The following is a 23,606-nucleotide window of genomic DNA, read 5'->3' as shown; positions in this document are numbered from 1 at the left end:
TATTAATCATTCCCACCTGTAAAGTTTTTTCAGTATAAGACAGCTACTCCCTGACTACCTCCTGGCTACCCTTTGTTAACCTTTTGGCCACCTTTGTACTACCCATGCCTCACTATTGCAGCACCCCTGCTTCGCCCGTTTTTAACCTTTTCGCCTACTTAAAGGGTATACCAAAGGTTACCGAAATATTGCTCAAAAGTGCTTCAAAAGTAGTGCAAGGTTAGCTGAAGCGGGTATCAGGGCTGCATTTGACCGTTGTCAACTTCCTGCGTGATTAAATAGATCCTCTTAGTTTTTTACCTGAAAATCGACGGTTTTAGTTCATTTATCGAAAAAAATTGATATACGTCAAAAGAATTTCAATCTTTGGTTCACGATCAAACATCCTATAAAAACCAAAATTCCGGAAACAAAAAAATCCAGTTAAGAAGGGCACCACGGAGCCCCGAAACTCTGAAAAACCATCGTACCCGTTTAATCCATTATCATCTTGAAAAAAACCATGTAAAAATCTCCTTGGAAAAAGACCCTAAACAATCCGATCCGATGAAAAATTCCAACCACTAAAAATCCTGTATCTGAAAAGAAAACCAACCCAACAAAATCTGAGCCTATAGACGAATTGTACTTAGAGACTACCCAAAGAATTATTGAATTGAAAAAGAGCTGCTCCGTGAAGCAGCTCTTTTGTTTTTAAGCAGTTACCAGTTACCGGTTTCCGGTAACCGGTAACTGGAAACCGGAAACCAAATCCCACTTTTCCATTACCTATTGTCTTTTGCCTATTGGCCTTATCACGTCAATCCTATCTCGTAATGCATCTCCGGTATCTCTACATCGGCAAATCCCTTTTTAATCAGCCGCTCGCGAAACTGTTGCTGTACGTTATATTCTCCATGCACTAAAAACAGCCTTTTAACCTGCCGGGTGTCCTGGCAGGCCAGAAACTGGCTCAGATCTTCATAATCGCCATGCGCGCTCATGCTGTGAATGGCGCCCACTTCGGCATGCACTTCGTGCAATACCCCAAAAATGGAAACCTCTCTGCGGCCCGACAGCAGTCGGCCTCCCAGCGAATCGGGTTCGCAATAACCGGTCATTAAAATGGTATTGCGACTGTTCTCGATATTATTACTGATATGGTGCTTTACCCTGCCCGCTTCGGCCATCCCACTGGCCGATATGATTACGCAAGGTTCGTTGCGAAAGTTCAGCAGCTTTGATTCAGCCACCGTTTTTACAAACTTCAACCCCTTAAATGCAAAGGGATCGCTGTCTGATTCAAGCGTATGCTGAATGTTTTTATTAAAATATTGCGGATACCGTTTAACCAGCTCTGTTGTTTTTATGCTCAGCGGACTATCTACAAAATAATCCAGTTCGGGCAGGCGGCGCTCCAGCTCAAGCTGGTTCAGGTGATATAATATTTCCTGGGTGCGGCCCACGCTGAAGGCAGGTATGATCAGCTTGCCTTTTTTCTGAATGCATGTTTTTTCAATCCAGTCGAGTAATATATCAGGAGTGGTGATGTTCAGTTCATGCAAACTGTTGCCATAGGTTGACTCCAGAATAATATAATCTGCCTGCGGAAAAACAGCCGGTGAGCGAAGGATCACATCGCGGTAACGGCCTACATCACCGCTGAAAGTAAGCCGAACAACTTTTCCGTTCTCTTTTATGCGCAGGTTTACCGCTGCACTGCCAATGATATGGCCTGCATCGGTATACATCACTTCTACAAACTCGTCAATGGCATGCCACTGGCCATAATCGAGGGCGCGCAGGTGATCGAACGACTGCTCGGCATCGGCTACCGTATACAGCGGTTGCAGGTAAGGTTGTTTTTCGGCCGCTCTTTTTTTGTTGGCATACTTCACATCATCTTCCTGTATTTCGGCCGAATCGACCAGTAATATTTCGGTGAGCTCTTTGGTAGCCGGCGTGCAAAAAATGTTGCCGGCAAATCCGTCTTTGGTGAGTTTGGGAATCAACCCGCTGTGATCAATATGCGCATGCGATAGAATAAGATGGTTTACTTCGGCCGGATCAAAACCCCAGTTCCTGTTTAAGTTGCTGGTAGCCTGCCCCAGGCCCTGAAACATACCGCAGTCGAGCAAATATTTTCTTCCGTTACTTAATGTGAGCAAATGTTTCGAACCGGTAACGGTGCGTGCCGCACCATGAAAAGCAATCTTCATTATAAATATTTTTTATTATCAAACGACATACCGTTAATCAGCTTTTGTTGTGTCACTCACTTCAGCGTTCCGGTCACTATTCAGATTCCGTCCCATACGGGACTGCTCCTACATGTTATTTTCCTGCTAAGGAGTATCCTGATACCGGTTACTGGTTACCGGTTCCCTGATACCGGGTATCCGGCAACTGGCAACTGGTGACCGGCGACTGATAACTGGTAACTACTTCTTCTTAAACGACCACGTAATCAAGCATTCCGCAACTTTATCGCCCTGGTTATTTGTACCAGTTGATACAGTGGTACAAACCTGTGATTCGCCGGTTGCAATGGCTTTTTCGATAGTAGCGAGAATCAATGGCCCGTCGTTACAAACAAAGCGGGTACGGCCGGTGGCCTTCTTAAAATAATTGGCTTCAAATTTTACCACCAGCATCGATACGGCCGGTTTACGCCCATATACATGCGCCATAGCAAGCGATCCGGTGCTCATTTCACCGGCCATTGCCAAACAGGCAAAATAGGTACTTCTGAAAGGGTTTTGTGAAAACCATTTATACGGAACGGTTACCGCGCAATGCTGTTCATCTATTTCGCGTACACGAACTCCCGAAAAAAATGCGGCAGGCAGTTTCCATAGCAGATACAACCTGAACGCAACAGGATTTTTGAGTCGTTGTATGAATTTGTTGGAAGACATTTGAAAAGGTTACATGGTGCAGGTTACAAGTTACAGGTTACAGGTTTCAGGGTGCAGGTTACAGATTGCAGGCTCCCTTGTAACCTGGAACGTGAAACCTGCAACTGTTTCCCATTTTGCAATATCATTAAGTTTATTTCATTCATTCTTGTAAGTCTTCGGATCAAGTGCTTTCGGCGTCCACGAACTTAAAAATTCCAACACCTTGTCTTTGCTATAACCATCGCCTTCTTCAAGGTAGGCCGAGTTTTGCGTATGAATGCGCATGCCGTTTTCGTCGAGTATGCAAAACACCGGAAAGCCGAACCGTTGCGGAAAGCCCAGGTCGGTAAGCAGGTCTTTATTTTTATTTTCGGAACTATAGTTCAAATGCAACACCACAAAGCTTGATTTTATCAGCGAATCAATTTGTTTGTCGTTTGTAATAAAATCATGAAATATAACACACCATTTGCACCAGTTGCCGCCGATTTGTACAAACACATATTTGCCGCTTTTTTTGGCATCGGCAATGGCTTTGTTAAGCGCCGAATCGGCATTTTCGTAGGGATTGTACAGGTTAATTTTCTTAATATCCTGCGTTTGTGCATGCGCCAGCATGCAGCTGAAAATGAATACACCTATACAAACATTTTTTTTCATAGATGCGTATTTAAGGTATACTAAATGTACAGGAAATTGTTGTTCGCGCAAAGGCGCAAAAACGCAAAGGAAATTCCTTCGCGGCCATTGAAATTGAATTAAGAAGCCAACAAGCGGCTTTGAAGCTTTGCGGCTTTGCGCGAAACATTCACCAAAAAAAATGCTCCCGGCGGGAGCATTCAATTTTATATAACTTCAATCTGGTTCTTTAACAGATCTTCAAACTCATCGCGTTTGCGAATCAGGTGCGCCTTTCCATCTTTTACCAGCACTTCGGCGGGCTTCAGCCGCGAATTAAAATTGCTCGACATTTCGAACCCATAAGCGCCTGCATTGTAAAACACGAGGAAATCGCCTTCGCGCACTTCGTGCAGCTTGCGGTCCCACGCAAACGTATCGGTTTCGCAAATGTTACCTACAACCGTATAGATCCTTTCAGGGCCATTGGGGTTGCTGATATTTTCAATATGGTGGTAAGCCTCGTAAAACATGGGGCGTATCAAATGATTGAACCCGCTGTTTACACCGGCGAACACCGTGGCCGGCGTTTGTTTTACCACATTGGTTTTTACCACAAAATAGCCGCACTGGCTTACGAGATATTTACCGGGCTCAAACCAAACCTGTAATTTTTTACCGGTTTCTTTTTCATAGTTCTTAAAGGCCAGGGCCATTTTCTGTCCCAGAGTATTCACATCGGTTTCGGGATCATCGGGCTGGTAAGGCACTTTAAAGCCGCTGCCGAGATCAACAAATTCCAGGTCGGGAAAATGACTGGCTATTTCAAACATAACTTCCAGTCCTTCGAGAAACACGCCTATGTCTTTTATTTCGCTTCCGGTATGCATATGCACGCCGGTAACTTTCATTTTAGCGGTTTTTACAATACGTTCAATATGGCGTATCTGGTGAATTGAGATACCGAATTTGCTATCTACGTGCCCGGTAGAGATCTTAAAATTACCACCGGCCATTATATGCGGGTTCAAACGAATGCAAACAGGATAGCTGCCGCCAAACTTATTGCCAAACTGCTCAAGTATAGAAATATTATCGATATTAATATTTACGCCCAGGTCTTTGGCCGCTACAATTTCCTGAAAGTCTACACAATTGGGGGTATACAAAATATTCTTAGGGTCGAAGCCTGCCTTCAGGGCCAGCTTCACCTCGTGAATGCTTACACAGTCTACACCGGCGCCCAGGCTATTAATATACTTTAATATGTTGATGTTGGTAAGGGCCTTGCAGGCATAGTAAAAACGGGCATTGATCTTGCCAAATGCACCTTTCAGCTTTTCGTATTGCTCTTTAATTTTTTCAGCATGGTACACATACAACGGCGTACCGTATTCATTTGCTAACTGAATCAGGAATTCTCGTGATAATTGCTGTGACATATTATGCGAATATAAGAAGTCCTGAGCGATTCCGGTAGTCCTTAGCGTTCTCAGGGAGGTTGAGATTGCCTGTAAAGAAGTAATAAACTATCGTTTTTTCCGATGTCTTATTATTTTCCTTATAACCTTATTATTTTTCAGCAGGCGGGATTGGTGATGAACCGTTACAATACCAATTTCATCCAACGAAAGCACCTCATAGATAATCCGGTATCTTCCTATTAAAATTTCTCTGAAATTATCATCATCCAGTTCCGGAACTTTTTTACCGTACATTGGATATTTTTCGAGAACAGTGACTTTCTCAAAAAATAATTCAACCTGCGCATAGGCTGATTGGAGGGAATCCTGAGAAATATATTCTGCAATATTATTAATATCACTAACTGCCGAAGGAGCCCAGGTTACCTTAACCATTTTTTTAACTTTTTCTTCGCCTGGAGCGTAGATAACCCTTTACCTTCTTTGATTTCCTGGCTTCCTTTCTGAATTTTGTGCAGGAGCATTAATCTTTCAATAGCGTCATCAACCGGAAATTCATCCGGCATTTCACGAATGCTTTTTAATACCTGTTTTTTGGTAAGCATGGAAGAATGATTATTAGTATAAATCTAAGCAAATTTTGGAGACTTTTAAAATGTACTTAAATACGCTGCCCTACCTATAAACACGCGTGCCGCGGCTTCCCTAAACTTTGCTCGGGATACCGCGGCACGTTTTGTATTACTCAATTATTTTTTCTCTTCATCTGAATGATCATCATTCTCCTCTTCTTCATCATCACCCGCTTCATCTTCATCATCATCGGCATCGGTTTGTTCTTCGATCAGTTCGCCGTTATCATCCACTTTAAAGGTAGTGCCGTTGTCTTCTTCTTCAAACTCTTCCTCTTCTTCGGGGGTTATATAAGGCTCGTCTTCTTCATCGCCGGCCATGTCTGCGGCCCCTTCTACTTCGTATTCCTCTTCATCTGTTTCATCCAATTCGCCTTCTTCGTCATACATATCTTCGGCAATTTCATCGAGTACCTCATCGGCTTCTTCGTCGAGCGCTTCGGCCTCTTCTTCTATCAGGGCTTCTTCAATGATGGCATTGTATTCGTCATCGGCCAGTTCTTCTTCGCCGGCTTCTTCTTCTGTTGCATTTATACCGGTTTCTTCATCGCCTGCGGCATCGGTTATTGCTGTTTCATCAACATCACCACCTTCGGCCGATTCTTCTTCAACACCTATTTCAAGGTGGGTGCCGTTTAAGCCGGTGCCGTTCAGTGAAGGCCCGGCTATTTCGTCATCAGACATTTGGGCTGCTGTTGCTTCTTCGCTGATAGCTGTAGGCAGAACAAAATTATCATCGAATACTTCTTTCAGCTTCGGCAGGTCTTCGGGCGAATTCAACCCAAAATAATCCATGAAGTTTTTTGAAGTATTGTATACGAGGGGATGACCGGGCATGTTTTCGTTACGACCGGTGATAACGATCAGGTCTTTTTCGAGCAGTTTCTGAATGGCATAATCGCTGCTTACACCACGTATCGCTTCAATTTCGCCCTTGGTTACCGGCTGCTTGTAAGCAATAATGCTCAATGTTTCGAGCGCGGCGGTAGAAAGGCGTTTTAAAAATTTGTCGCCGTTTAACTGGCCAACGGTTTTATGATAATCTTTTTTGGTAAGAAACTGCCAGCCGCCACCGCTTTCGCGTACTTCGAAGGGATAAAACTCTGCCCGGTATTTTTCAAGAATACCTTCAATGGCCGATTCAATCTGATCAAGCGTAATCTTGTCTTCCATAAAGCCGAAGGCATTATTGATCAGGTCAGTGATCTCCAATGTAGTCAATGGCTTTTCACTGGCAAAGATCAACGCTTCAATATGAGGTATCAGGTTGGAAATTTCCATTGTAATAGTTTGTGGTTTGTGGCTTAAGGTTTGCGGTTAACTGGGCGCTCTCAAACAATAAACCATAAACTTCTTAACCTTGTAAAGCAGCGGCACCGCTTACGATTTCGGTAAGCTCGGTTGTGATGGCTGCCTGGCGTGCCCGGTTGTACGAAATTTTGTAATGTTTCAATAATTCGTTGGCATTTTCCGAGGCTTTATCCATGGCCGTCATACGGGCGCCATGCTCCGATGCATTGGCATCGAGCACTGCTTTGAACAGTTGGGTGTTCAAAATTTTTGGCATCAGCTCGGTGATGAGCTGTTCTTTGGCAGGTTCAAAAATGAAGTCGCTTTTTTTAGCGCCTTCTTTCTTTTGTACTTTAGGAATAGGTAAGAAACGTTCTACAGTAAAGCGTTGAACGGCTGCATTGCGGAATTCGCTGTACACCAGTTCTATTACATCAAATTCTTTTAATTCAAAGGCTTTAACGGCAGCCTGGGCGCAGGCCTGAACATTTTCAAAGCTCAAACCGTGGAACAGGTCTTTAAACTGATCGTTAACCTTGAATTTATTTTTAAGGAAGAACTCGTATCCTTTTTTACCAATGCTCCAAACGTGCACATTGCCTTTGGCAGCCTGGGTTGCATATTTTTCCTGAATGGTGGTACGGGCCAGTTTAATCACATTGGCATTGTAAGCGCCGCACAATCCGCGATCGCTGGTAATAACAATCAGCAACACTTTTTCTGCCGGTCTTTCAGTAGCCAAAGACGAACCTGCATCTCCTTCTGAGCCGCTAACGATATTGCTCAGAACTTCCTGCAGTTTACGGGCATAGGGACGCATTTGAATAATGGCATCCTGGGCTTTTCTTAATTTGGCAGCGCTTACCATTTTCATTGCTTTGGTAATCTGCTGCATGTTTTGTGTAGCCTTGATCTTATTACGAACTTCTTTTAACTGACCTGCCATGTTGTAAAATTGATAAGTTGATCAAGCAAGGGCAACTGCTCTATAACAAGCTATTAATCAATAACATAGAGCTAATCCGCACACCTATACTTTTAATCGGCTGCAAAGGTAGCGGAAAGCCGCCAAAATTCCACGGTCTGTGTAAAATTCCGCATATGATGTGAATAGCACGCCGGCTTTGGCCCCGTGGACCGGAGGCAATCAAAAAAATATACCGGGAAAATGAAGATGCATGCATAAATTTTGGATCTAAATCCTTCTCTTACAGTTTATTAAACAGACCTGATCCCTCAATTAAAAGTCGTTAGCATTAAATGGAATTGACTTTTCATTTAATGCAAAGTCGTTTGCGTTAAACGGAATTGACTTTTCGTTCAATGCAAAGTCGTTTGTATTAAATGGAATTGACATTTCGTATAAATCTCCCTGCCCGCTTTTTTCGTATTTTTAATAACACCATCCTTAAACCATTATGCAACAATTATTTATTACCGGCGGAAACGGGTATATCGGGTCCCGGCTTATAAAAGCCCTTCAGCAAAAAGGCGGTTATCACATAAAAGCACTCGTTCGAAATGGGTCGGAGCATAAATTACCACCGGGCTGCGAAGTGGTTACCGGTAATGCCCTTGATGCGGCAACTTATGCCGCTGCCGTTGCGGGTACCGACGTATTTATACATATGATCGGCGTACCCCACCCTTCGCCTGCCAAAAAAGAGGCTTTTGAAACCATCGACCTGGTATCGGTTCAGCAGGCGGCGATTGCTGTTAGCACCAGCAAAGTGCCGCAGGTAGTATACATCAGCGTAAGCCAGTACCCCGGTAAGCTGATGAAAGAATATAGAGAGGTAAGGGCAAAAGGCGAATGGCTGTTACAGCAAACCGGCGCCCGCTGTTCATTCATCAGGCCCTGGTATGTACTGGGGCCGGGGCATTGGTGGCCTGTGCTGTTACTGCCCTTTTATGCACTTGCCCGCCTGTTCCCTGCCACGAGGGAGCAAAGCCGGCAGCAGGGGTTGGTAAACATTCAACAAATGATCAATACACTTGTTTATGCAACCGCTAACCCGCCAAAGGCGGGGATTCAGGTATATACTGTACCGGATATTAAGAAGTAGTAAGTTTTAAGTAGTAAGTTATAAGTCTCCTTCGCTCTTTTTTGCCTGCTACTGAGTTTGGAGTTTAGTTGCTGAGATTGCTCCGGAATCCACTTATAACTTAGAACTTATTACTTAGAACTCGTTTTTTTTCAGCATTTTTGTTGTCCGATATGGCAAAAAAGAAGAAAGATCAACCTGTTATCCTGATTACAAACGATGATGGTATAACAGCGCCGGGCATTCATAATCTGGTAGAAGCAGTAAAGGACCTGGGAAAGATTATTGTTGTAGCCCCCGATAAACCGCAATCTGGCATGGGGCATGCCATTACCATAGGACAACCCCTTCGGCTGAGTGCGGTGAATACCTATTTTGGTGGAATTGAATCGTATCAATGCTCCGGCACACCCGTAGATTGTGTAAAGCTGGCAGTTGATAAAATACTGCATCGCAAACCCGATCTTTGTTTAAGCGGTATTAATCATGGCGCCAATCATTCAATCAATGTTATTTACTCAGGCACCATGTCGGCCGCTGTGGAAGCCGCTATTGAAAGTATTCCTTCGGTAGGTTTTTCATTATTGGATTATAGTATAGAAGCTGATTTTACGGCTGCCCGCAAATATGCCCGCATCATTGTTGAACAGATGCTGAAGAAAACACCCGAAAAACATACAGTGCTGAATGTTAACTTCCCTCCTGTTGCACCCGAATTAATAAAAGGTGTTCGTATTTGCCGGCAGGCCTATGCGAAGTATGAAGAAGATTTTGTTGAACGCAACGACCCCAATGGCCGTAAATACTATTGGTTAACGGGCGAATTTGTAAATTTCGATAAAGGAAAAGATACCGATGTATGGGCGCTCAAAAACAATTATGTTAGTATAGTGCCTGTGCAGTTCGACCTCACTAATTATCAACTAAAAGATAAGCTCGAAAAAACCTGGAAACTGTAATGTTCAAAAAAGACAACCTTCGCTTTGGCATGCTGCTCGGCTTTGTAGCCCCTTTGCTGAGCCTGATTGCCTATTACTTTATTAAGTTCTATCCCCTGTTCAGCGTATCTGATTGCATCAAATTTGTTTCGGCCAATAAAAATCAGATCACAGCTATATCGGTTCCCTGTTTGATTTTAAATATTGCCCTGTTCACTTTTTATATTAATACCCATCGCGACAAAACCGCCAAAGGTATTTTCGCTATAACCCTTGTATATGCGATACTGGCATTGTTGTTGAAGTTTATATTGTAGTACACGGTATAAGGTATAAAGTTTAAGGTATAAGGTAGATGCCGCGGTTCGATCTGCGCCTACTATCCTTCGGCCCTTTCGCAGGTACTCACTTTCACATTATTCATTTCTCATTTCTTATTCCTCATTTCTCATTTTTAACTCTTCATTTTCAATTCCATATTATTTCAACATTCGAAATTCGACATTCAATATTCAACATTCAAGTGGTACCTTTACCGCATGCGTTATTACATTATAGCCGGTGAGGCTTCGGGTGATTTGCATGGAAGTAATCTTATTAAGGAACTCAGAAAACAAGATACTTCAGCTACAATCCGTTGCTGGGGTGGCGACAGGATGCAACAGGCAGGCGCCGAACTGGTGAAACATTATCGCAAGCTGGCCTTTATGGGTTTTTGGGAAGTAGCCAAAAACCTGGGCACTATTTTAAAGAACCTGCAGTTTTGCAAAGACGATATCACAAAATACAAGCCCGATGCACTGATACTGATCGATTATCCCGGATTTAATTTGCGAATAGCCGAATGGGCCAAACAACAGGGCCTGAAAGTTATTTATTATATATCTCCGCAGGTATGGGCATGGAAAGAGAACCGCGTTAAAAAAATGAAACAATGCATCGATAAGATGTTGGTGATACTGCCCTTTGAAAAAGCTTATTACAAAAATAAATGGGACTGGGAAGTTGAATATGTTGGCCATCCGCTGGTAGAAGTGGTAGAAGATGCACAACTAACACCCGGCAACCGGCCAATGGCAACAAAACCCATCATTGCCTTATTACCCGGCAGCCGCAAACAGGAAATATTGAAAAAACTGCCGGTGATGCTTGAGGTAAGCCGCATGTTTCCCTCCTATCAGTTTATTTTGGCCAAAGCACCGGGGCAGGATGATAGCTTTTATGAATCGCTGCTTACCATGCACCCCAATGTTTCTTCGGTGCGCGATGATACCTATTCGCTGTTACTTCAATCAACCGCCGCACTGGTTACTTCGGGCACTGCCACCCTCGAAACAGCGCTATTCGGCGTACCCGAAGTAGTTTGTTATAAAGGAAGCAACATTTCGTACCAGATTGCCAAACGGCTTATTAAGGTCAGGTATATATCGCTGGTGAACCTCATCATGGACAAGCCCGTGGTAAAAGAGCTCATTCAAAACGATCTAACGCCGGGGAATCTGCGCTCAGCGCTGAGCGAACTACTCACCAATGTAACCAAACAGCAGCAAATGAAAACTGATTATGCCGGTTTGCGTAACCTGCTCGGCCAGGGAGGTCACGCATCGGCCCGGGCGGCTGCATACATAGTGCAATTTCTACAAAAAAATTAACGGTACTGCGGCCGCCTCGGCCTACCTCTTCATCGTCAACAGTTTAATAATAATTACAATAAGTGCGAAAATGAACATGAACAGCGAAATTCTGTTAATGCCGTGCATATAACGCATCCAGGATGAATGCGGCGCATTGGGATCGCGCTTTTTTATATAGAAATATTCCTGAAGTTGTCTCCACACTCCCATAATTGAGCTGCGCTCTTTGTTTTGAGCAATACAAAAATACAAAAGTTACAGGTTTCGGGTTACCAGTTACCAGGCCCCTGTTACCGGAAACCGGTAACAGGAAACCGGTAACCATTAAAATCACACATCCATCCTAAAGTATACGCCCTTACCTGAAACCATCAGTAAATTGAAAAACTTAAAACACACATGTATGAAAAAATGCCTGATGGCCCTTATTCTTTCGCCCTCACTACTGATCGCTGTAGCGCAGGCGCAGGATAAAAAAGGAGCCGTAGCCCCACCAACCGCCGACACCTCGAAACCCAAAAAAAGCGCCGGCATAACAGATAAAATAAAAACCAGTCGTAAAATAGATGGCTTGTTCACCCTGTACCAGGATACGACTACAGGATCCGTGCAGATATACATAAAGAAAAACCAGCTTGGCAAGGAATATATTTATCAAAGTTTTTCCATCAGCGGTCCCACCCAGTTATTTCTGAATCAGAGCATGCACCGCACCACCCTGGTGTTTAAAGTGCAGAAAGCCTTCGACAAACTGGAGTTTTCGCGTATAAACACCGGCTTTTGGTACGACCCCAATAACCCGGTTAGCAAAACCGCCGAAGTAGATAAACCCGAAGCTGTTTTTCTGGCCGAAAAAACAGTTTCCGAAGATGCAGACGGTTACCTGATCAACGGTGATGGTTTGTTTATCAGCGAAAAGCTCGATCCGGTAAAACCCGTTGTACCTCCTGCTTTTGCCAGCCTCATTTTTAATTTAGGCTCGCTCAACCCGGCCAAGTCACGCTACGCTAACGTACGCTCATTCCCCAATAATACCGATGTGATTGTTGACCTCGCTTACGACAATCCGGCTCCGATGAATTATGGCACCAGCGATATTACCGATGCCCGCTACGTTCGGGTGCGTATGCAGCACAGCCTCATCGAAATGCCGCAGAACGACTACAAACCCCGCAGGGATGACCCCCGTGTTGGCTATTTCCTCGAATATGTAAACAATCAAACCAGTATCAGCCCGGTGCCTTATAAAGACATTATTCATCGTTGGAACCTGAAGAAAAAAGATCCCACGGCCGCTTTAAGCGAACCGGTTGAGCCCATCGTTTACTGGGTTGAAAATACCACTCCCATCGAATACCGCCAGACCATCATCGATGCCGGCTTAAAATGGAATGAGGCTTTTGAAAAAGCCGGATTCAAAAATGCCGTGCAAATGAAAATAATGCCCGATGATGCCGACTGGGACCCCGCCGATATCAGGTACAATGTTATTCGCTGGGTATCTTCGGCCTCACCCTCCTATGGCGCCATCGGCCCCAGCTTTGTAAATCCGAAAACCGGAGAAATCATCGGCGCTGATATTACTATCGAATGGTACTCGGGCAGCGCTACGCCTATTTTCGATGAATTGTTCAAAGGATATGCCGCCAACGGTAACCTGCAGTTTCCTGGTATGGATCCGCAGCAGGAAGCCAACTGCACCCTCGCCGGTGAACTGAAAGCCCAGTTGCTGGCAGGTATGACCATGCTCGATGCCACCGGCGCATCGGCCAACGACATTAAAGAAATGCACAAACAGTTCCTTACCTACCTTATAATGCACGAAATGGGCCATACACTGGGTTTAAACCATAATATGGAAGCAAGTCAGATGCTGTCGCCCGCCGAGATCAACAATACCGAAATAACACACAAACTGGGTCTCATCGGTTCTGTAATGGATTATCCCGCCATCAACATTGCGCCCGACAAAAGCAAGCAAGGCGATTATTATACAACAAAAGCCGGGCCTTACGATCTGTGGGCTATCGAATACGGCTATACGCCTTTTGCCAGCGAAGCCGAAGAAACTGAAGGATTGAAAAAGATCATCTCGCGCAGCACCGACCCCAAACTGGCTTTTGGTAACGATGGCGACGATATGCGGGCACCCGGTAAAGCTATGGACCCACGCGTAAACGTAAACGAACTTACCAGCGATGCCATTGGTTATGCTGAAGAGCGTTTTAAAATAGTAAATCAAACCATGGGCAAACTGGTATCGAAATATACCAAAGAAGGACAGTCGTATGCCGAACTCAGGGCACGATATAGCACCCTGCTCGGACAACGGTTTAGCATGGTGTCGGCAGTAAGCCGTTATATCGGTGGTATTTATGTTGACAGAAGTTTCCCTGAGCAAAAATCGGGCAATAAACCATTTACGCCGGTTCCGCTGGCTACGCAAAAACGCGCCATGGATGTATTAAACAAGTATGTATTTGCTCCTAATGCATTTGATGCCGATGCCCAGGTATACGCTTACCTGCAGCCGCAACGTCGTGGTTACAGACAAATAGCTACCGGCGACGACTTCCGCATTTCCGACAATACGCTTGCTGTTCAGGCCGGAGGCGCTTTATCGCATTTATTGCATGGCGCTACTCTGTTGCGTATTACCAACAGCCGCCTGTATGGTAATCAATACAGCGTTGCCAATGTAATGAGCGATTTGCAAAAGGGCATATTCGATGCAGATATTACCGGCAATGTGAATGTATACCGTCAGTATTTGCAAACTTATTTTGTAAGGCAACTGGTAGCCATGATAGATCCCAAAACACAACAGTTTGATGATGTATCAAAAGCCGCCGCATTACATACGCTCAAAAAAATAAAAGCACAGCTGGCCACCGCCGTTTCAACCAACGAAGAAACGAAAGCACACCGCGCCAACCTCGTGTATATAATTAATAATGGGTTAGAGAATAAGTAACATTGATTTTTGCTTCTTCAAAAAAAAGAGCTGTCCGGTTTCGGGCAGCTTTTTTTATTATAAACAATCATTAATTATAGACAATCATCACCGGGCCGGTCTATACCAGGACCGGGCAACCTCCTTAAAGGCATGTTTAATATCTTTTATTACCACATTTACCTCAAAGTAAAAAACCTTGCCAGCGGCAGGGATTTTTTGTTGCGGTTCATGATGTTGCGTAAACCTTTTTCGATAGTGTATGTTTTTTCGCGGGATTCATCGTCATTAAGGGCTATCGACATATCGCAATAACTACTCTTCAGATCGAAAGTCATAATAACCACAATCACTTTCTGTCCCCAGAAATTGAATGCATTGTTATGCACAAGCTCAACTGAAATCTCTTCGATATTTTCATCAAATAACTCGTACCCATACTCATCGATTGAACGAAATACTTCCTTACTATGCTGCTTTTGAACAGTGATGGTAATGAACTGGCTCAAAGGATTTTCCTTTCCCTTTTCGAGGTTTAACAATAAAATTCGTGGGATGTTGCGGTTAATGTAAGTTTCAATGTGCTGAAATAAAGCTTTGTCTACGGTATAGGGGCCTAATCGCTTTTGAAGACTATACTTTTGCATAGCTTAATAGTTTTGATTGGAAATAATATTGCTATGCTATTAATCAGAGGGCCATTTCACATTAAATATAACTAACATTTGTGAGATATAAAAAACAAAAGATTTGCCCCATTTACCACCTATACCCCTACCTGTACAGCCCTTTACCAATACGTACTATTTTGTAGCCCCTGTTAAACAATACGACCATTCTGTACAATGAGGTTATCCGAAATTTGCTAACCCCCTGCCGGTGGTGCTATTTTTACATCCGGAAGCAGACAACACACAGGTGCTACCTCCGAAACCTTAATCTGACCCGTATCCTTTGAAAGTATTAACCCGTATGAGCGACCGTACCCTTAGGCCTTAACCCTAAAGCCCGTTTTGTTTTCGACCCTATGAAGCTGCCCTGAAAAACAGGGCCTGTTCCCTAAAAAGAACAACTGTATTATCCAATTGTATGAAAGATCTGAAACATTTTTTTGGAACCGCCAAAAAAGATTAGCCTCCCCAACACGGGGAGGTTTTTTTATGCATCCGATGGGTTTTCTGCGAATGCTTACCTTTTGCACACACTCATCAGATGCGTTACAAGATCGATTTCTGATCGTTTGAAGGAAATACTTTTATCTGTATCATAGTGGCAATAGACATCGCCCGTTGTTTGGTGAGCTCTGCCTTTTCGCCTTCAAACAGCTCGTCAACGGTGGCCAGAAACAACTTTTGCCAGCGGGCAAAATGCTCTTTCGACAATGGTGATTTCTGGTGAAGCTGCACATGGGCTACCATAGGATTGCCCCTAAAACCTCCGGTTTGAAAAATGATGTTTTCCCAAAAATCGTACATCCTTGGCAGATGATGCTCCCAGTTTACCTGGGCCACCTCATTAAACAGGTACCCTATCACTTCATCACCACGTACTTTATTGTAAAAGGCATCTACCAGTTCCTGTATATCTGCCCGGTTACTGATATCTCGTTTCATAATTTTCAATTAAGGCTGAACGCTAAACGCTTAATGCCGAACGCTCAATACAGAAGGCGCGTTCTGCGTTCCGCGTTTTGCATTCAGCGTTCTGCGTTCTGCGTTTCGCATTTTTATAAGTCTTTCCGGTTAAATTTCCTTACCGACCACCACAGCGGTAAAAAGGCCCAGGCTGCCATGATCAGTATGGTTGCTGTCATTCCCCACTGACTGCCAAAGAAATTCCTGAATATGGCGCTGGTGGCGCCCATCAGGGCCGAAATATCCAATTTCAGCAAAATCAATATGCGCGCAAGGTCAACAGGATTTAAACAACTGAACAGTATCATTGGTTTTTCCATAGGATAATCAATGAACTGGAACAACAGGAAAAGCACAATACCATCAAAAATAAGGGTAAAATAAAACCATAATAAAATTGAAACGCCAATTCCTTTGGCTTTATCGCGGGTAAGCACCGATGCCAGTAAAGCAATGGCCACAAAAACGACGGTGATCATCAGCCCCATGGCGGTCATTATAATACCAACATCGAAAGAGGCATAAATAAGTATGGGTAATCCGCAGCCCACCAAAAAAGCCACGCTCATACACAAGGCCAGCCCCGTAAAAATGCTCAGCCATATATTGATCCGCTTTAAGGGTTGCGATACCAGCAGCTCAATAAACTCAGCGGCATTGTATACATATATGGTAGAAAATACAATGCTCACCAGGGGCACTATGATCAGTATCAGGTTCAGCAAACTTAATATGCCTTTCGAAGGATTGTCTTCAAGGTTAAATACACTCAGCGATATGACTAATAGAAACAGTGTATACGCAATGGTGATCCTGTTACGGAGTAAATCGAGCAATACGTATTTGATGATCTTTTTCATGATTTTACAAGTTGATTAAACTATATGCACTTCGACTACGCTCAGTGCTGTACACCAGCCCCTTCGACTTCGCTCAGGGTGCCTGCATAACATGCGCAATGGCGCGCGACAGCTTGCTTTCGCCGGTATCGTGCTGTAACTGATCGAGCGATTTGTGAAAGCGGAGCTTTCCGTCCTGCATATAAATTACTTCGGTTACAATATCGTCGAGGTCGCTCAGTATATGCGAGGTAATCAACACCAGCTTGCCCTTTTGTTTTTCCCGGCGTATTTTTTCTTTCAGTATTTCGGTCGATAAAGGATCTAAGCCGGCAGTTGGCTCATCGAGTATCAGCACATCGGGGTTAAACAAAAAAGCGAGTGAAGCGCTTACCTTTTGCCGCGTGCCGCCCGATAAAGTTCCCATCCGTTTATCGAGCATAGTATCGAGCTTAAATAATTGTATCAGTTCTTCATCAAACTGATGCGTTGATTTTTTACGAATATCTTTCATCATATCGAACAACTGGGCGATCGTCATATTTTCAGGATAGCGGCCTATCTGCGGCATATATCCAATAGCTGCTCTGTATTCCCAGTTGAGCGCAATATTCTGCTGGTTAAAAGTTATAAAACCGCTATCGGGCACCACCATACCCAGCAAACACTTTATAAAAGTAGTTTTGCCCGATCCGTTAGGGCCTATCAGCGAAATGGTTTGCCCTTTATTACAGGTAACGCTTACATTATCGAGCGCTGTAAGCTTTCCGAATTTTTTGGTAACATTTGTTGCGATGATCATTTCTTAAGTTTCAGGTTACAGGTTTCAGGTTACAAGGCTTACATTCAGGGATCGTCCCTGCAACATGCAACCTGAAACGTGCAACGGTTATTTAAACGCTTTCATGCGTGGTCTGTCATCTTTTAAATTCTCAGGAATAAAACCCGGAATTGTTTTTTCGGCTTTATCGAGGAGGCCGGTCATGAAACTGCGGAACAGCATCATGGTAACCGGATTTCTTTCTGCAATCATAGCATACAAACTTACCGGCCTGTAAGGCACATCCCCTGCTCCATCGTGGTTAAGATCATATCCTTCATATTTATCCCAGTAATTATCATTGAATGTGTTTAATACCAGCGATCCGTTGGTGGCCACATCAAAACTGTTGCCGTTGAAATTGTTGCGGGTAATCGTATTATCGTTGCAACTGGCCTGTATTTTTATGGCCCAGCCATTATTATCAAAATTGTTTTGGGTAACCATAATGCGACTGGTGCCTTCCATATATATACCGGTGGTATTGCGCAAAAAGCGGTTGCGTTCAATTCGGCTGTCGGCTATTTCTTTCAATAAAATACCATAAGCAGCGCCGCCCCAGTTTTCGGAAAAGGTGTTTTGCAACATGGTAACGCCCTTCGAAAACATCACCGCCACGCCCGCACCATTATTTTTAAAAAGATTGGCTACATAGGTATCGTTGTTCGAAAACATAAAGTGCAATCCGTAGCGTACATTACCGGTGCTGATGTTGTTTTTGATCAGCGAATTGGTCACAAATTCAAAATAAATGCCGTCGCGGTGACCGGTAATGGTATTGTTAATGATCTGCATGCTGTCGCTCTTCCAGCAATGAATGCCATTGGCAGAAGTGATTTCGTTCACGGCATTACTGCGCAACTGATTGCCCGAAATAATGCAGGAAACCGCATGCTGGCTGTAGATGCCAAAGAAAGTATCGTCGAGTTTGTTATTGCGAATGGTTACATAACGCCTGTTGTAAATGCGAATGGCGGCAATATCATTATAACCTGAATAACCCGAATGCTGCACGGCAAAACCTTCCACAATAACATGATCGCTTTTCACGGCAATGATCTCGTATTTTTTTTGTCCGTCGAGCACCGGGTATCCCACGCCTTTTAAATACAGCGGCTTGTTGATGGTAATGGTTTGTTGCCGGTAAATACCTGGTTCAACCAGAATCGTATCACCAGGCCTTGCGTTGTTTATGGCTTGTTGTATCCATTGCAACGGGCCGGCCGGGCGAACGATCCATGTTTTGGCTGCGGCCGGCAAATACAACGCAACGATGCTTATTACCAGCCCAACTTTTTTCATATGTTTATTTATTGATAGCATCCCAGGTAAGTATTGTTCCGTTTAACTGTTTATTGAACTGTTGCCTTTTTTGATCAGAATTAAATGCAGCTACATTGCCGCCCATAGGACTGCGCAGCTCATCGCTATGCAACAGATAACTTTCATTGGCTTTTACGAATATGTTTTTGGCTGAATAATCGAGCAGGTAAATGCCTGCAATGTCAGCCTTCAAAGAATTGGATTTTAAAAACGAGGCGATGCAATGAATATCGTCGAACTTATACACTTTACCTTTTTTGGTAACGATCTCTCCGCCAAAACGCTGATCGAAGATGGTCATCTTACAAAAATCGCAGCCATCGCTGCCAAATTGTATTGGCTGCGGACCTGTGCTGCAGCTGCCAAAGAATACCATGCTGAAAAAAGCGGCAGCCGATAAACCTGTTTTCAAACCGGTAATTGATTTTTTTGCGGCACGAATTTCTTTAATGGCCAATACAAAAAGCAATAAACCCACTGCTATAAATATCCATCCGCCTGCATCGGGAATAGAATAAGCGCCAAAATTCAGCAGTTGCTTATAACCGATAAGCGGCGGCTGATAAGCCATACCAGGTACCTGTATGGGAGCAGTTGTATCAAGATTATGTCCGTAGTTATATTCCCAATGGTAAAAGTCGACCATAGCTGCCACAGCGAACAACAGGTAACATATGGCCCAGGTAATAAAAAACCATCTTCTGTTCAATGCTACCGACAGCAATCCAAACAATACAAAGGCACCGATGATATAAGGCAGTACAGTAAATTCAACAAAATCTTTTTCGTGCAGGGTGCGCATGCCTATATAATGGTTCAATCCGTTTACCACTTCCACATCGCCGCCGAGTTTACCGGCATGTATCTGCAACTTCAGTCCTTCGGGATATTGCGGGGCCGATAATTCAATTCGCCAGATCGGCAATACAATTACGCCGATTAACGACAACGCACATACCAGTGCTATTATGCGCGACAGGACCGATAGTTTCTTGTTCATAACTCATTTTTTTTAGAAGTCGGAAAGACCGAAAGTCCGAAAGAATCACACCTTTTAGTCAGCATCTTCCGGACTTTCCGACTTGCGGACTTCCGGACTTTCCAACTTAATTTGTGCCTGCTGAATCAGCGGCATTCGTTTTACCCAAACTAAAACTAATGGGTACATTACTACCGGGAGCCGATACACGGATGTAACCACTCATTTCCTGGTGCAATGCACTACAGAAATCGGTACAATAGAACGGGTATATACCGGCTTTTTCGGGAATCCATTTCAATGTTTGTGTTTCACCGGGCATGATCAGCAACTCGGCATTGTTAGCGCCTTTTACTGCAAAGCCATGCGGAATATCCCAGTCCTGCTCAAGGTTGGTTATATGGAAGTATACTTCATCACCTACTTTCACACCTTCGATATTATCGGGTGCAAAGTGACTGCGAATGGCCGTTGCATATACATGTACTTTATTTCCTTCACGCACTACTTTCGATTCTTTTTCGCCTTTGGTAGCATAGGCATTGGCATTTTCATCGATCTTATAAAATTTGGTAGAATTTTTCGAAATAAGATCTGCAGCGATTGCCTGCGCATAGTGTGGCTCGCCAATGGTGGGAAAATCAAGTATCAGTTGCATTTTATCGCCGGTAATATCGAACAGCTGCGCACTTTGCGCCAGTTCGGGACCGGTGGGCAAATAACGGTCTTTTGTAATTTTATTATAGGCAATTACATATTTCGCATTGGGTTTGCGGCTGTCGCCACCGGGCACACACAGGTGACCGATAGAATAATACGTAGGAACGCGATCGAGCACCTTCAGGTCTTTGATATTCCACTTTACAATTTCAGAACTAACAAAGAACGAAGTGTAGGCGTTGCCCTTGCCATCAAACTCGGTATGCAAAGGGCCTAAACCAGGTTTTTGTACTTCACCGTATAAAGCAGCTTCGTATTTGATAACCGGTATGCCTTCGAACTCGCCGTCATAGGCTTTATCGGCAATTGCTTTTTGAATTTTGTTGTAAGAGAAAACGGGTATCAGCGCGGCCAGTTTACCACTACCTACAATATATTCACCTGAGGGGTCAACATCGCAACCATGCGGCGACTTGGGGCAGGGAATGAAATAGCAAATATCTTTTAATACGGCAGGGTCAAGCACGGTTACTTCGTTCAATGTTTCCGAAACGGCATTATGTGTTTTTTCATCGTAGCTGTTACGGGTATATTTAACTGCTTTCTTTACCCCTTTTCCTGCTTTCAGGTATTCTTCTGCTTTCTTCCAGTTAACGGCCAGTATAAAATCTTTATCGCGCTGTGAAGCATTTACTTCAAGCAGGGTATTGGCCTGTTCAGAATTATAACAGCTAAAGAAAAACCATCCATGGCTTGGGCCTTTACCGGCATGGCTAAGGTCGAAGTTTACACCGGGCGTTTGCAGCTGAAAGGCAATGGCCATTTTACCGGTGGTTTTATCAACACTGATAAAGCTGAGCGAGCCTTTAAAATTCTTCTTGTAGGAAGATATAGGCACATCGAGGTTATCGCCAATGGGTATACTGAAACGGGTACCGGCTACTACGTATTCGGTATTTTGGGTAATGAATGGCGATGAGTGGTTGCCTGCACTGTTGGGCAATTCGATAATTTCGGCAGTGCGAAAAGTTTTCAGGTCAATTCGGGCAACACGCGGTGTATTATTGGCATTGGCAAAAACCCAGCGGCCGTCTATTTCGCCATTGGTTTGTGATAATTCGGTGTGATGCAGATCGTCCCAGGGCACAAATCCATGCGATGTATTCAGCATAGCTTTTGTGTTTTCGTTATACCCATACCCTTTTTCGGGGTCAACTGAAAATACAGGTATTACACGTAATAACCGGCCCGAAGGCAAACCATAAACAGACATTTGTCCGCTGAAGCCGCCCGAAACAAAATTGTAAAATTCATCGTACTTACCGGGCGCCACATACGCTTTTTTTGCGGCATCGCCACTTACAGCGGTGGCAGCATTATTCGGTTTACAGGCCTGCAGCAGGCCGATGGCAGCAACCGATATAATGAGAAGACTTTGATTAACTGATTTCATATATTTTATTTGAAGATGTTTGTTTTATTCAATGATTGTATGCGCATTGAATTTCATATTCACCATTGACCATTCACCATTGACCTATTTAACTCCATCATTTTTACGCATAAACTCATACACATGGCGCGCTTCCTCATCGGTAAGGTTTTGATTGGGCATGCGCACCAGACATATTTCAAGCATGGCCTGTGCTTTGGCATCCTTTTGCAACATTTCATCGGGGTTGGTTGCAAAATTCATTATCCACTCAGGTTTATGCCGGCTTGTTACGCCCTTCCAACCCGGGCCAACCAGTTTTTCATCGGTCAGCTTGTGGCATGAGGCACATTTTACTTCATACACCTTCTGACCGGCTTCGGCCATTGTTTTATCTAATGAAGCAGCAACATCAACCTTTGTAAATTTTCCGGCCCCACGTTCGGGATCGTAAGAAGGACTGCCAGTTTCGGTGGCTGCAGCCCCCGGCTCCTCTTTTTTTGAGGCATTGCCTGAGCAGGCGTACAGACCGGCTGCCAGGCTCAGTATCAGGATCATTTTGTTCATAACCGTTTCGTGTTTTAATTATTAATTCAGCACAAGATTACGTTGGTGTAAAGGCGGCCTTTATGATCGTAATCATAAATCAGGAAGGCGTGGTTTTACACACCGGGCCGGTTTACAAAAACATGACTTTCGTCATGCGTTTTTCAACTACCGGTTTTTTCTGAAAGCCAGTATGCTATTGGGTTTTACAGGCTGCTTATTGAAAGCCCGCGTTTTTTCATTACTCCGGTATACTGATAATAATCATGGGGCGCTCTGTGTAATATCATATCAGTAAAATCATGCTGTGTATAGCTTTGATATCACATACTAAATGTGGTAACCTATATGATGATCGACATTGATTTACTGCTCACCTGGGGCGCTACCTATAAAAAAGTGCAACGCGATGAAATTATCTTTCATGAAGGCGGTTGTGCTAATTTTTATTATCAGCTGGTAAGTGGCAAAGTAAGGTGGGTAAGCATCAATGAAGAAGGCAGGGAGTTTATACAAATGATGGTCGAAAAAGGAGAAAGCTTTGGCGAACTGCCTCTGTTCGATGATGGCGGCTATGCCGCCACAGCCATTGCCGAGGAAGACAGTGTGATAATCAGGTTGCATAAAAGCAGCTTTCTGCAATTGTTGAAAGATAACCCGGAGATTCATTTTGCCTTTACCCGGTTAATGGCCCAGCGGATGCGTTTTAAATTTTTAACCATTCGCGAAATGGCTTACTATAATCCCGAACACCGCATAAGCAGTTTGCTGCAGTATTTTAAAGAAAGCCACCGGCATACCTGCCCCGATTGTAACCAGATTAAATTAACCCGGCAACAAATTGCCGATATGACCGGCTTACGGGTTGAAACGGTGATCAGGGCCATGCGTCATTTGCACGACAAGGGTGAACTGTTTATCGACAAAGGAAAAGTGTATTGTATTGCTTAATTAGTAATA

At 43.9% G+C, this 23,606-nt stretch carries 23 protein-coding genes; 6 read left to right on the top strand and 17 right to left on the bottom strand.

Annotation, left to right across the window (positions count from 1 at the left end):
• Positions 1 to 794: 794 nt before the first annotated feature.
• The 8 genes from AC59IL_RS33520 to atpG form a co-directional block, all read right to left on the bottom strand.
• Positions 795 to 2,198 carry an MBL fold metallo-hydrolase RNA specificity domain-containing protein gene (locus AC59IL_RS33520; protein WP_496556624.1) on the bottom strand — a complete coding sequence of 468 codons (1,404 nt, stop codon included), beginning with the start codon at positions 2,196 to 2,198 and terminating at the stop codon, positions 795 to 797.
• Between the two features lie 222 nt (positions 2,199 to 2,420).
• Complete coding sequence (locus tag AC59IL_RS33515; RefSeq protein ID WP_496556623.1) at positions 2,421 to 2,897, bottom strand: DUF4442 domain-containing protein; 477 nt, start codon at positions 2,895 to 2,897, stop codon at positions 2,421 to 2,423.
• Positions 2,898 to 3,035: 138 nt separating this feature from the next.
• Positions 3,036 to 3,539, bottom strand: a complete 504-nt coding sequence (locus AC59IL_RS33510) for a thioredoxin family protein (RefSeq protein ID WP_496556622.1) — start codon at positions 3,537 to 3,539, stop codon at positions 3,036 to 3,038.
• A gap of 185 nt (positions 3,540 to 3,724) precedes the next feature.
• The gene (lysA, locus tag AC59IL_RS33505) at positions 3,725 to 4,939 is read right to left on the bottom strand and encodes a diaminopimelate decarboxylase (protein WP_496556621.1); all 1,215 of its coding nucleotides are present in this window, start codon (positions 4,937 to 4,939) and stop codon (positions 3,725 to 3,727) included.
• A gap of 87 nt (positions 4,940 to 5,026) precedes the next feature.
• Positions 5,027 to 5,356, bottom strand: a complete 330-nt coding sequence (locus AC59IL_RS33500; RefSeq protein WP_496556620.1) for a type II toxin-antitoxin system RelE/ParE family toxin — start codon at positions 5,354 to 5,356, stop codon at positions 5,027 to 5,029.
• The gene (locus AC59IL_RS33495) at positions 5,344 to 5,526 is read right to left on the bottom strand and encodes a hypothetical protein (RefSeq protein ID WP_496556619.1); all 183 of its coding nucleotides are present in this window, start codon (positions 5,524 to 5,526) and stop codon (positions 5,344 to 5,346) included. Before AC59IL_RS33495 ends, AC59IL_RS33500 begins: the two co-directional genes overlap by 13 nt.
• A 144-nt stretch (positions 5,527 to 5,670) precedes the next feature.
• Positions 5,671 to 6,834 (bottom strand): SMC-Scp complex subunit ScpB, encoded by a 1,164-nt coding sequence (gene scpB / locus AC59IL_RS33490; protein ID WP_496556618.1) that lies wholly within the window; start codon positions 6,832 to 6,834, stop codon positions 5,671 to 5,673.
• A gap of 73 nt (positions 6,835 to 6,907) precedes the next feature.
• Positions 6,908 to 7,789 carry an ATP synthase F1 subunit gamma gene (atpG, locus tag AC59IL_RS33485; RefSeq protein ID WP_496556617.1) on the bottom strand — a complete coding sequence of 294 codons (882 nt, stop codon included), beginning with the start codon at positions 7,787 to 7,789 and terminating at the stop codon, positions 6,908 to 6,910.
• A gap of 472 nt (positions 7,790 to 8,261) precedes the next feature.
• Between atpG and AC59IL_RS33480 the strand changes: the two genes are divergently transcribed.
• The 4 genes from AC59IL_RS33480 (at position 8,262) to lpxB (ending at position 11,478) form a co-directional block, all read left to right on the top strand.
• Entirely contained in the window at positions 8,262 to 8,909 is a 648-nt protein-coding gene (locus AC59IL_RS33480; protein ID WP_496556616.1) for an NAD-dependent epimerase/dehydratase family protein, read from the top strand.
• Positions 8,910 to 9,061: 152 nt separating this feature from the next.
• Positions 9,062 to 9,847 carry a 5'/3'-nucleotidase SurE gene (gene surE, locus AC59IL_RS33475; protein WP_496556615.1) on the top strand — a complete coding sequence of 262 codons (786 nt, stop codon included), beginning with the start codon at positions 9,062 to 9,064 and terminating at the stop codon, positions 9,845 to 9,847.
• A complete protein-coding gene (locus AC59IL_RS33470; protein WP_496556614.1) occupies positions 9,847 to 10,143 on the top strand; it encodes a hypothetical protein in 297 nt (98 codons plus the stop codon). The genes surE and AC59IL_RS33470 overlap by 1 nt, the downstream gene beginning before the upstream one ends.
• Before the next feature lie 222 nt (positions 10,144 to 10,365).
• The gene (gene lpxB, locus AC59IL_RS33465; RefSeq protein ID WP_496556613.1) at positions 10,366 to 11,478 is read left to right on the top strand and encodes a lipid-A-disaccharide synthase; all 1,113 of its coding nucleotides are present in this window, start codon (positions 10,366 to 10,368) and stop codon (positions 11,476 to 11,478) included.
• A 21-nt stretch (positions 11,479 to 11,499) separates the two neighbouring features.
• Here lpxB and AC59IL_RS33460 read toward each other — a convergent pair whose 3' ends face one another.
• On the bottom strand, positions 11,500 to 11,670 hold the full coding sequence (locus AC59IL_RS33460) for a DUF6728 family protein (protein ID WP_496556625.1): 171 nt from the start codon (positions 11,668 to 11,670) through the stop codon (positions 11,500 to 11,502).
• Positions 11,671 to 11,863: 193 nt separating this feature from the next.
• Between AC59IL_RS33460 and AC59IL_RS33455 the strand changes: the two genes are divergently transcribed.
• The gene (locus AC59IL_RS33455; protein ID WP_496556612.1) at positions 11,864 to 14,434 is read left to right on the top strand and encodes a zinc-dependent metalloprotease; all 2,571 of its coding nucleotides are present in this window, start codon (positions 11,864 to 11,866) and stop codon (positions 14,432 to 14,434) included.
• A 158-nt stretch (positions 14,435 to 14,592) separates the two neighbouring features.
• Here the strand turns inward: AC59IL_RS33455 and AC59IL_RS33450 are convergent, their stop codons facing one another.
• The 8 genes from AC59IL_RS33450 to AC59IL_RS33415 form a co-directional block, all read right to left on the bottom strand.
• Positions 14,593 to 15,060 carry a hypothetical protein gene (locus AC59IL_RS33450; RefSeq protein ID WP_496556611.1) on the bottom strand — a complete coding sequence of 156 codons (468 nt, stop codon included), beginning with the start codon at positions 15,058 to 15,060 and terminating at the stop codon, positions 14,593 to 14,595.
• 570 nt (positions 15,061 to 15,630) lie between these two features.
• The gene (locus tag AC59IL_RS33445) at positions 15,631 to 16,026 is read right to left on the bottom strand and encodes a group III truncated hemoglobin (protein WP_496556610.1); all 396 of its coding nucleotides are present in this window, start codon (positions 16,024 to 16,026) and stop codon (positions 15,631 to 15,633) included.
• A 113-nt stretch (positions 16,027 to 16,139) separates the two neighbouring features.
• Positions 16,140 to 16,907, bottom strand: a complete 768-nt coding sequence (locus AC59IL_RS33440; protein WP_496556609.1) for an ABC transporter permease — start codon at positions 16,905 to 16,907, stop codon at positions 16,140 to 16,142.
• 73 nt (positions 16,908 to 16,980) lie between these two features.
• Complete coding sequence (locus tag AC59IL_RS33435) at positions 16,981 to 17,688, bottom strand: ABC transporter ATP-binding protein (RefSeq protein ID WP_496556608.1); 708 nt, start codon at positions 17,686 to 17,688, stop codon at positions 16,981 to 16,983.
• Positions 17,689 to 17,775: 87 nt separating this feature from the next.
• On the bottom strand, positions 17,776 to 19,008 hold the full coding sequence (locus tag AC59IL_RS33430; protein ID WP_496556607.1) for a nitrous oxide reductase family maturation protein NosD: 1,233 nt from the start codon (positions 19,006 to 19,008) through the stop codon (positions 17,776 to 17,778).
• Positions 19,009 to 19,012: 4 nt separating this feature from the next.
• Positions 19,013 to 20,029: a nitrous oxide reductase accessory protein NosL gene (locus tag AC59IL_RS33425; RefSeq protein ID WP_496556606.1), complete on the bottom strand. Its 1,017-nt coding sequence runs from the start codon at positions 20,027 to 20,029 to the stop codon at positions 19,013 to 19,015.
• Positions 20,030 to 20,135: 106 nt separating this feature from the next.
• Positions 20,136 to 22,121: a Sec-dependent nitrous-oxide reductase gene (nosZ, locus tag AC59IL_RS33420; protein ID WP_496556605.1), complete on the bottom strand. Its 1,986-nt coding sequence runs from the start codon at positions 22,119 to 22,121 to the stop codon at positions 20,136 to 20,138.
• An 84-nt stretch (positions 22,122 to 22,205) separates the two neighbouring features.
• Positions 22,206 to 22,667 (bottom strand): c-type cytochrome, encoded by a 462-nt coding sequence (locus AC59IL_RS33415; RefSeq protein ID WP_496556604.1) that lies wholly within the window; start codon positions 22,665 to 22,667, stop codon positions 22,206 to 22,208.
• Positions 22,668 to 22,994: 327 nt separating this feature from the next.
• Between AC59IL_RS33415 and AC59IL_RS33410 the strand changes: the two genes are divergently transcribed.
• On the top strand, positions 22,995 to 23,597 hold the full coding sequence (locus AC59IL_RS33410; protein WP_496556603.1) for a Crp/Fnr family transcriptional regulator: 603 nt from the start codon (positions 22,995 to 22,997) through the stop codon (positions 23,595 to 23,597).
• The last annotated feature ends 9 nt before the right edge of the window (positions 23,598 to 23,606 follow it).

The sequence above is a fragment of the Niastella sp. sgz303648 genome (genome assembly GCF_059587045.1).
This window is presented reverse-complemented; position numbering and strand designations above follow the sequence as displayed.

Bases quoted from the DNA above. Each gene is read 5' to 3' on its own strand.
- AC59IL_RS33450 (WP_496556611.1), bottom strand. From the start codon at position 15,060: ATGCAAAAGTATAGTCTTCAAAAGCGATTAGGCCCCTATACCGTAGAC.
- nosZ (WP_496556605.1), bottom strand. From the start codon at position 22,121: ATGAAATCAGTTAATCAAAGTCTTCTCATTATATCGGTTGCTGCCATC.
- AC59IL_RS33520 (WP_496556624.1), bottom strand. From the start codon at position 2,198: ATGAAGATTGCTTTTCATGGTGCGGCACGCACCGTTACCGGTTCGAAA.
- lysA (WP_496556621.1), bottom strand. From the start codon at position 4,939: ATGTCACAGCAATTATCACGAGAATTCCTGATTCAGTTAGCAAATGAA.
- AC59IL_RS33460 (WP_496556625.1), bottom strand. From the start codon at position 11,670: ATGGGAGTGTGGAGACAACTTCAGGAATATTTCTATATAAAAAAGCGC.
- AC59IL_RS33435 (WP_496556608.1), bottom strand. From the start codon at position 17,688: ATGATCATCGCAACAAATGTTACCAAAAAATTCGGAAAGCTTACAGCG.
- lpxB (WP_496556613.1), top strand. From the start codon at position 10,366: ATGCGTTATTACATTATAGCCGGTGAGGCTTCGGGTGATTTGCATGGA.
- AC59IL_RS33455 (WP_496556612.1), top strand. From the start codon at position 11,864: ATGAAAAAATGCCTGATGGCCCTTATTCTTTCGCCCTCACTACTGATC.
- AC59IL_RS33480 (WP_496556616.1), top strand. From the start codon at position 8,262: ATGCAACAATTATTTATTACCGGCGGAAACGGGTATATCGGGTCCCGG.
- AC59IL_RS33440 (WP_496556609.1), bottom strand. From the start codon at position 16,907: ATGAAAAAGATCATCAAATACGTATTGCTCGATTTACTCCGTAACAGG.
- atpG (WP_496556617.1), bottom strand. From the start codon at position 7,789: ATGGCAGGTCAGTTAAAAGAAGTTCGTAATAAGATCAAGGCTACACAA.
- AC59IL_RS33425 (WP_496556606.1), bottom strand. From the start codon at position 20,029: ATGAACAAGAAACTATCGGTCCTGTCGCGCATAATAGCACTGGTATGT.
- AC59IL_RS33495 (WP_496556619.1), bottom strand. From the start codon at position 5,526: ATGCTTACCAAAAAACAGGTATTAAAAAGCATTCGTGAAATGCCGGAT.
- AC59IL_RS33410 (WP_496556603.1), top strand. From the start codon at position 22,995: ATGATGATCGACATTGATTTACTGCTCACCTGGGGCGCTACCTATAAA.
- AC59IL_RS33415 (WP_496556604.1), bottom strand. From the start codon at position 22,667: ATGAACAAAATGATCCTGATACTGAGCCTGGCAGCCGGTCTGTACGCC.
- scpB (WP_496556618.1), bottom strand. From the start codon at position 6,834: ATGGAAATTTCCAACCTGATACCTCATATTGAAGCGTTGATCTTTGCC.
- AC59IL_RS33515 (WP_496556623.1), bottom strand. From the start codon at position 2,897: ATGTCTTCCAACAAATTCATACAACGACTCAAAAATCCTGTTGCGTTC.
- surE (WP_496556615.1), top strand. From the start codon at position 9,062: ATGGCAAAAAAGAAGAAAGATCAACCTGTTATCCTGATTACAAACGAT.
- AC59IL_RS33500 (WP_496556620.1), bottom strand. From the start codon at position 5,356: ATGGTTAAGGTAACCTGGGCTCCTTCGGCAGTTAGTGATATTAATAAT.
- AC59IL_RS33470 (WP_496556614.1), top strand. From the start codon at position 9,847: ATGTTCAAAAAAGACAACCTTCGCTTTGGCATGCTGCTCGGCTTTGTA.
- AC59IL_RS33430 (WP_496556607.1), bottom strand. From the start codon at position 19,008: ATGAAAAAAGTTGGGCTGGTAATAAGCATCGTTGCGTTGTATTTGCCG.
- AC59IL_RS33445 (WP_496556610.1), bottom strand. From the start codon at position 16,026: ATGAAACGAGATATCAGTAACCGGGCAGATATACAGGAACTGGTAGAT.
- AC59IL_RS33510 (WP_496556622.1), bottom strand. From the start codon at position 3,539: ATGAAAAAAAATGTTTGTATAGGTGTATTCATTTTCAGCTGCATGCTG.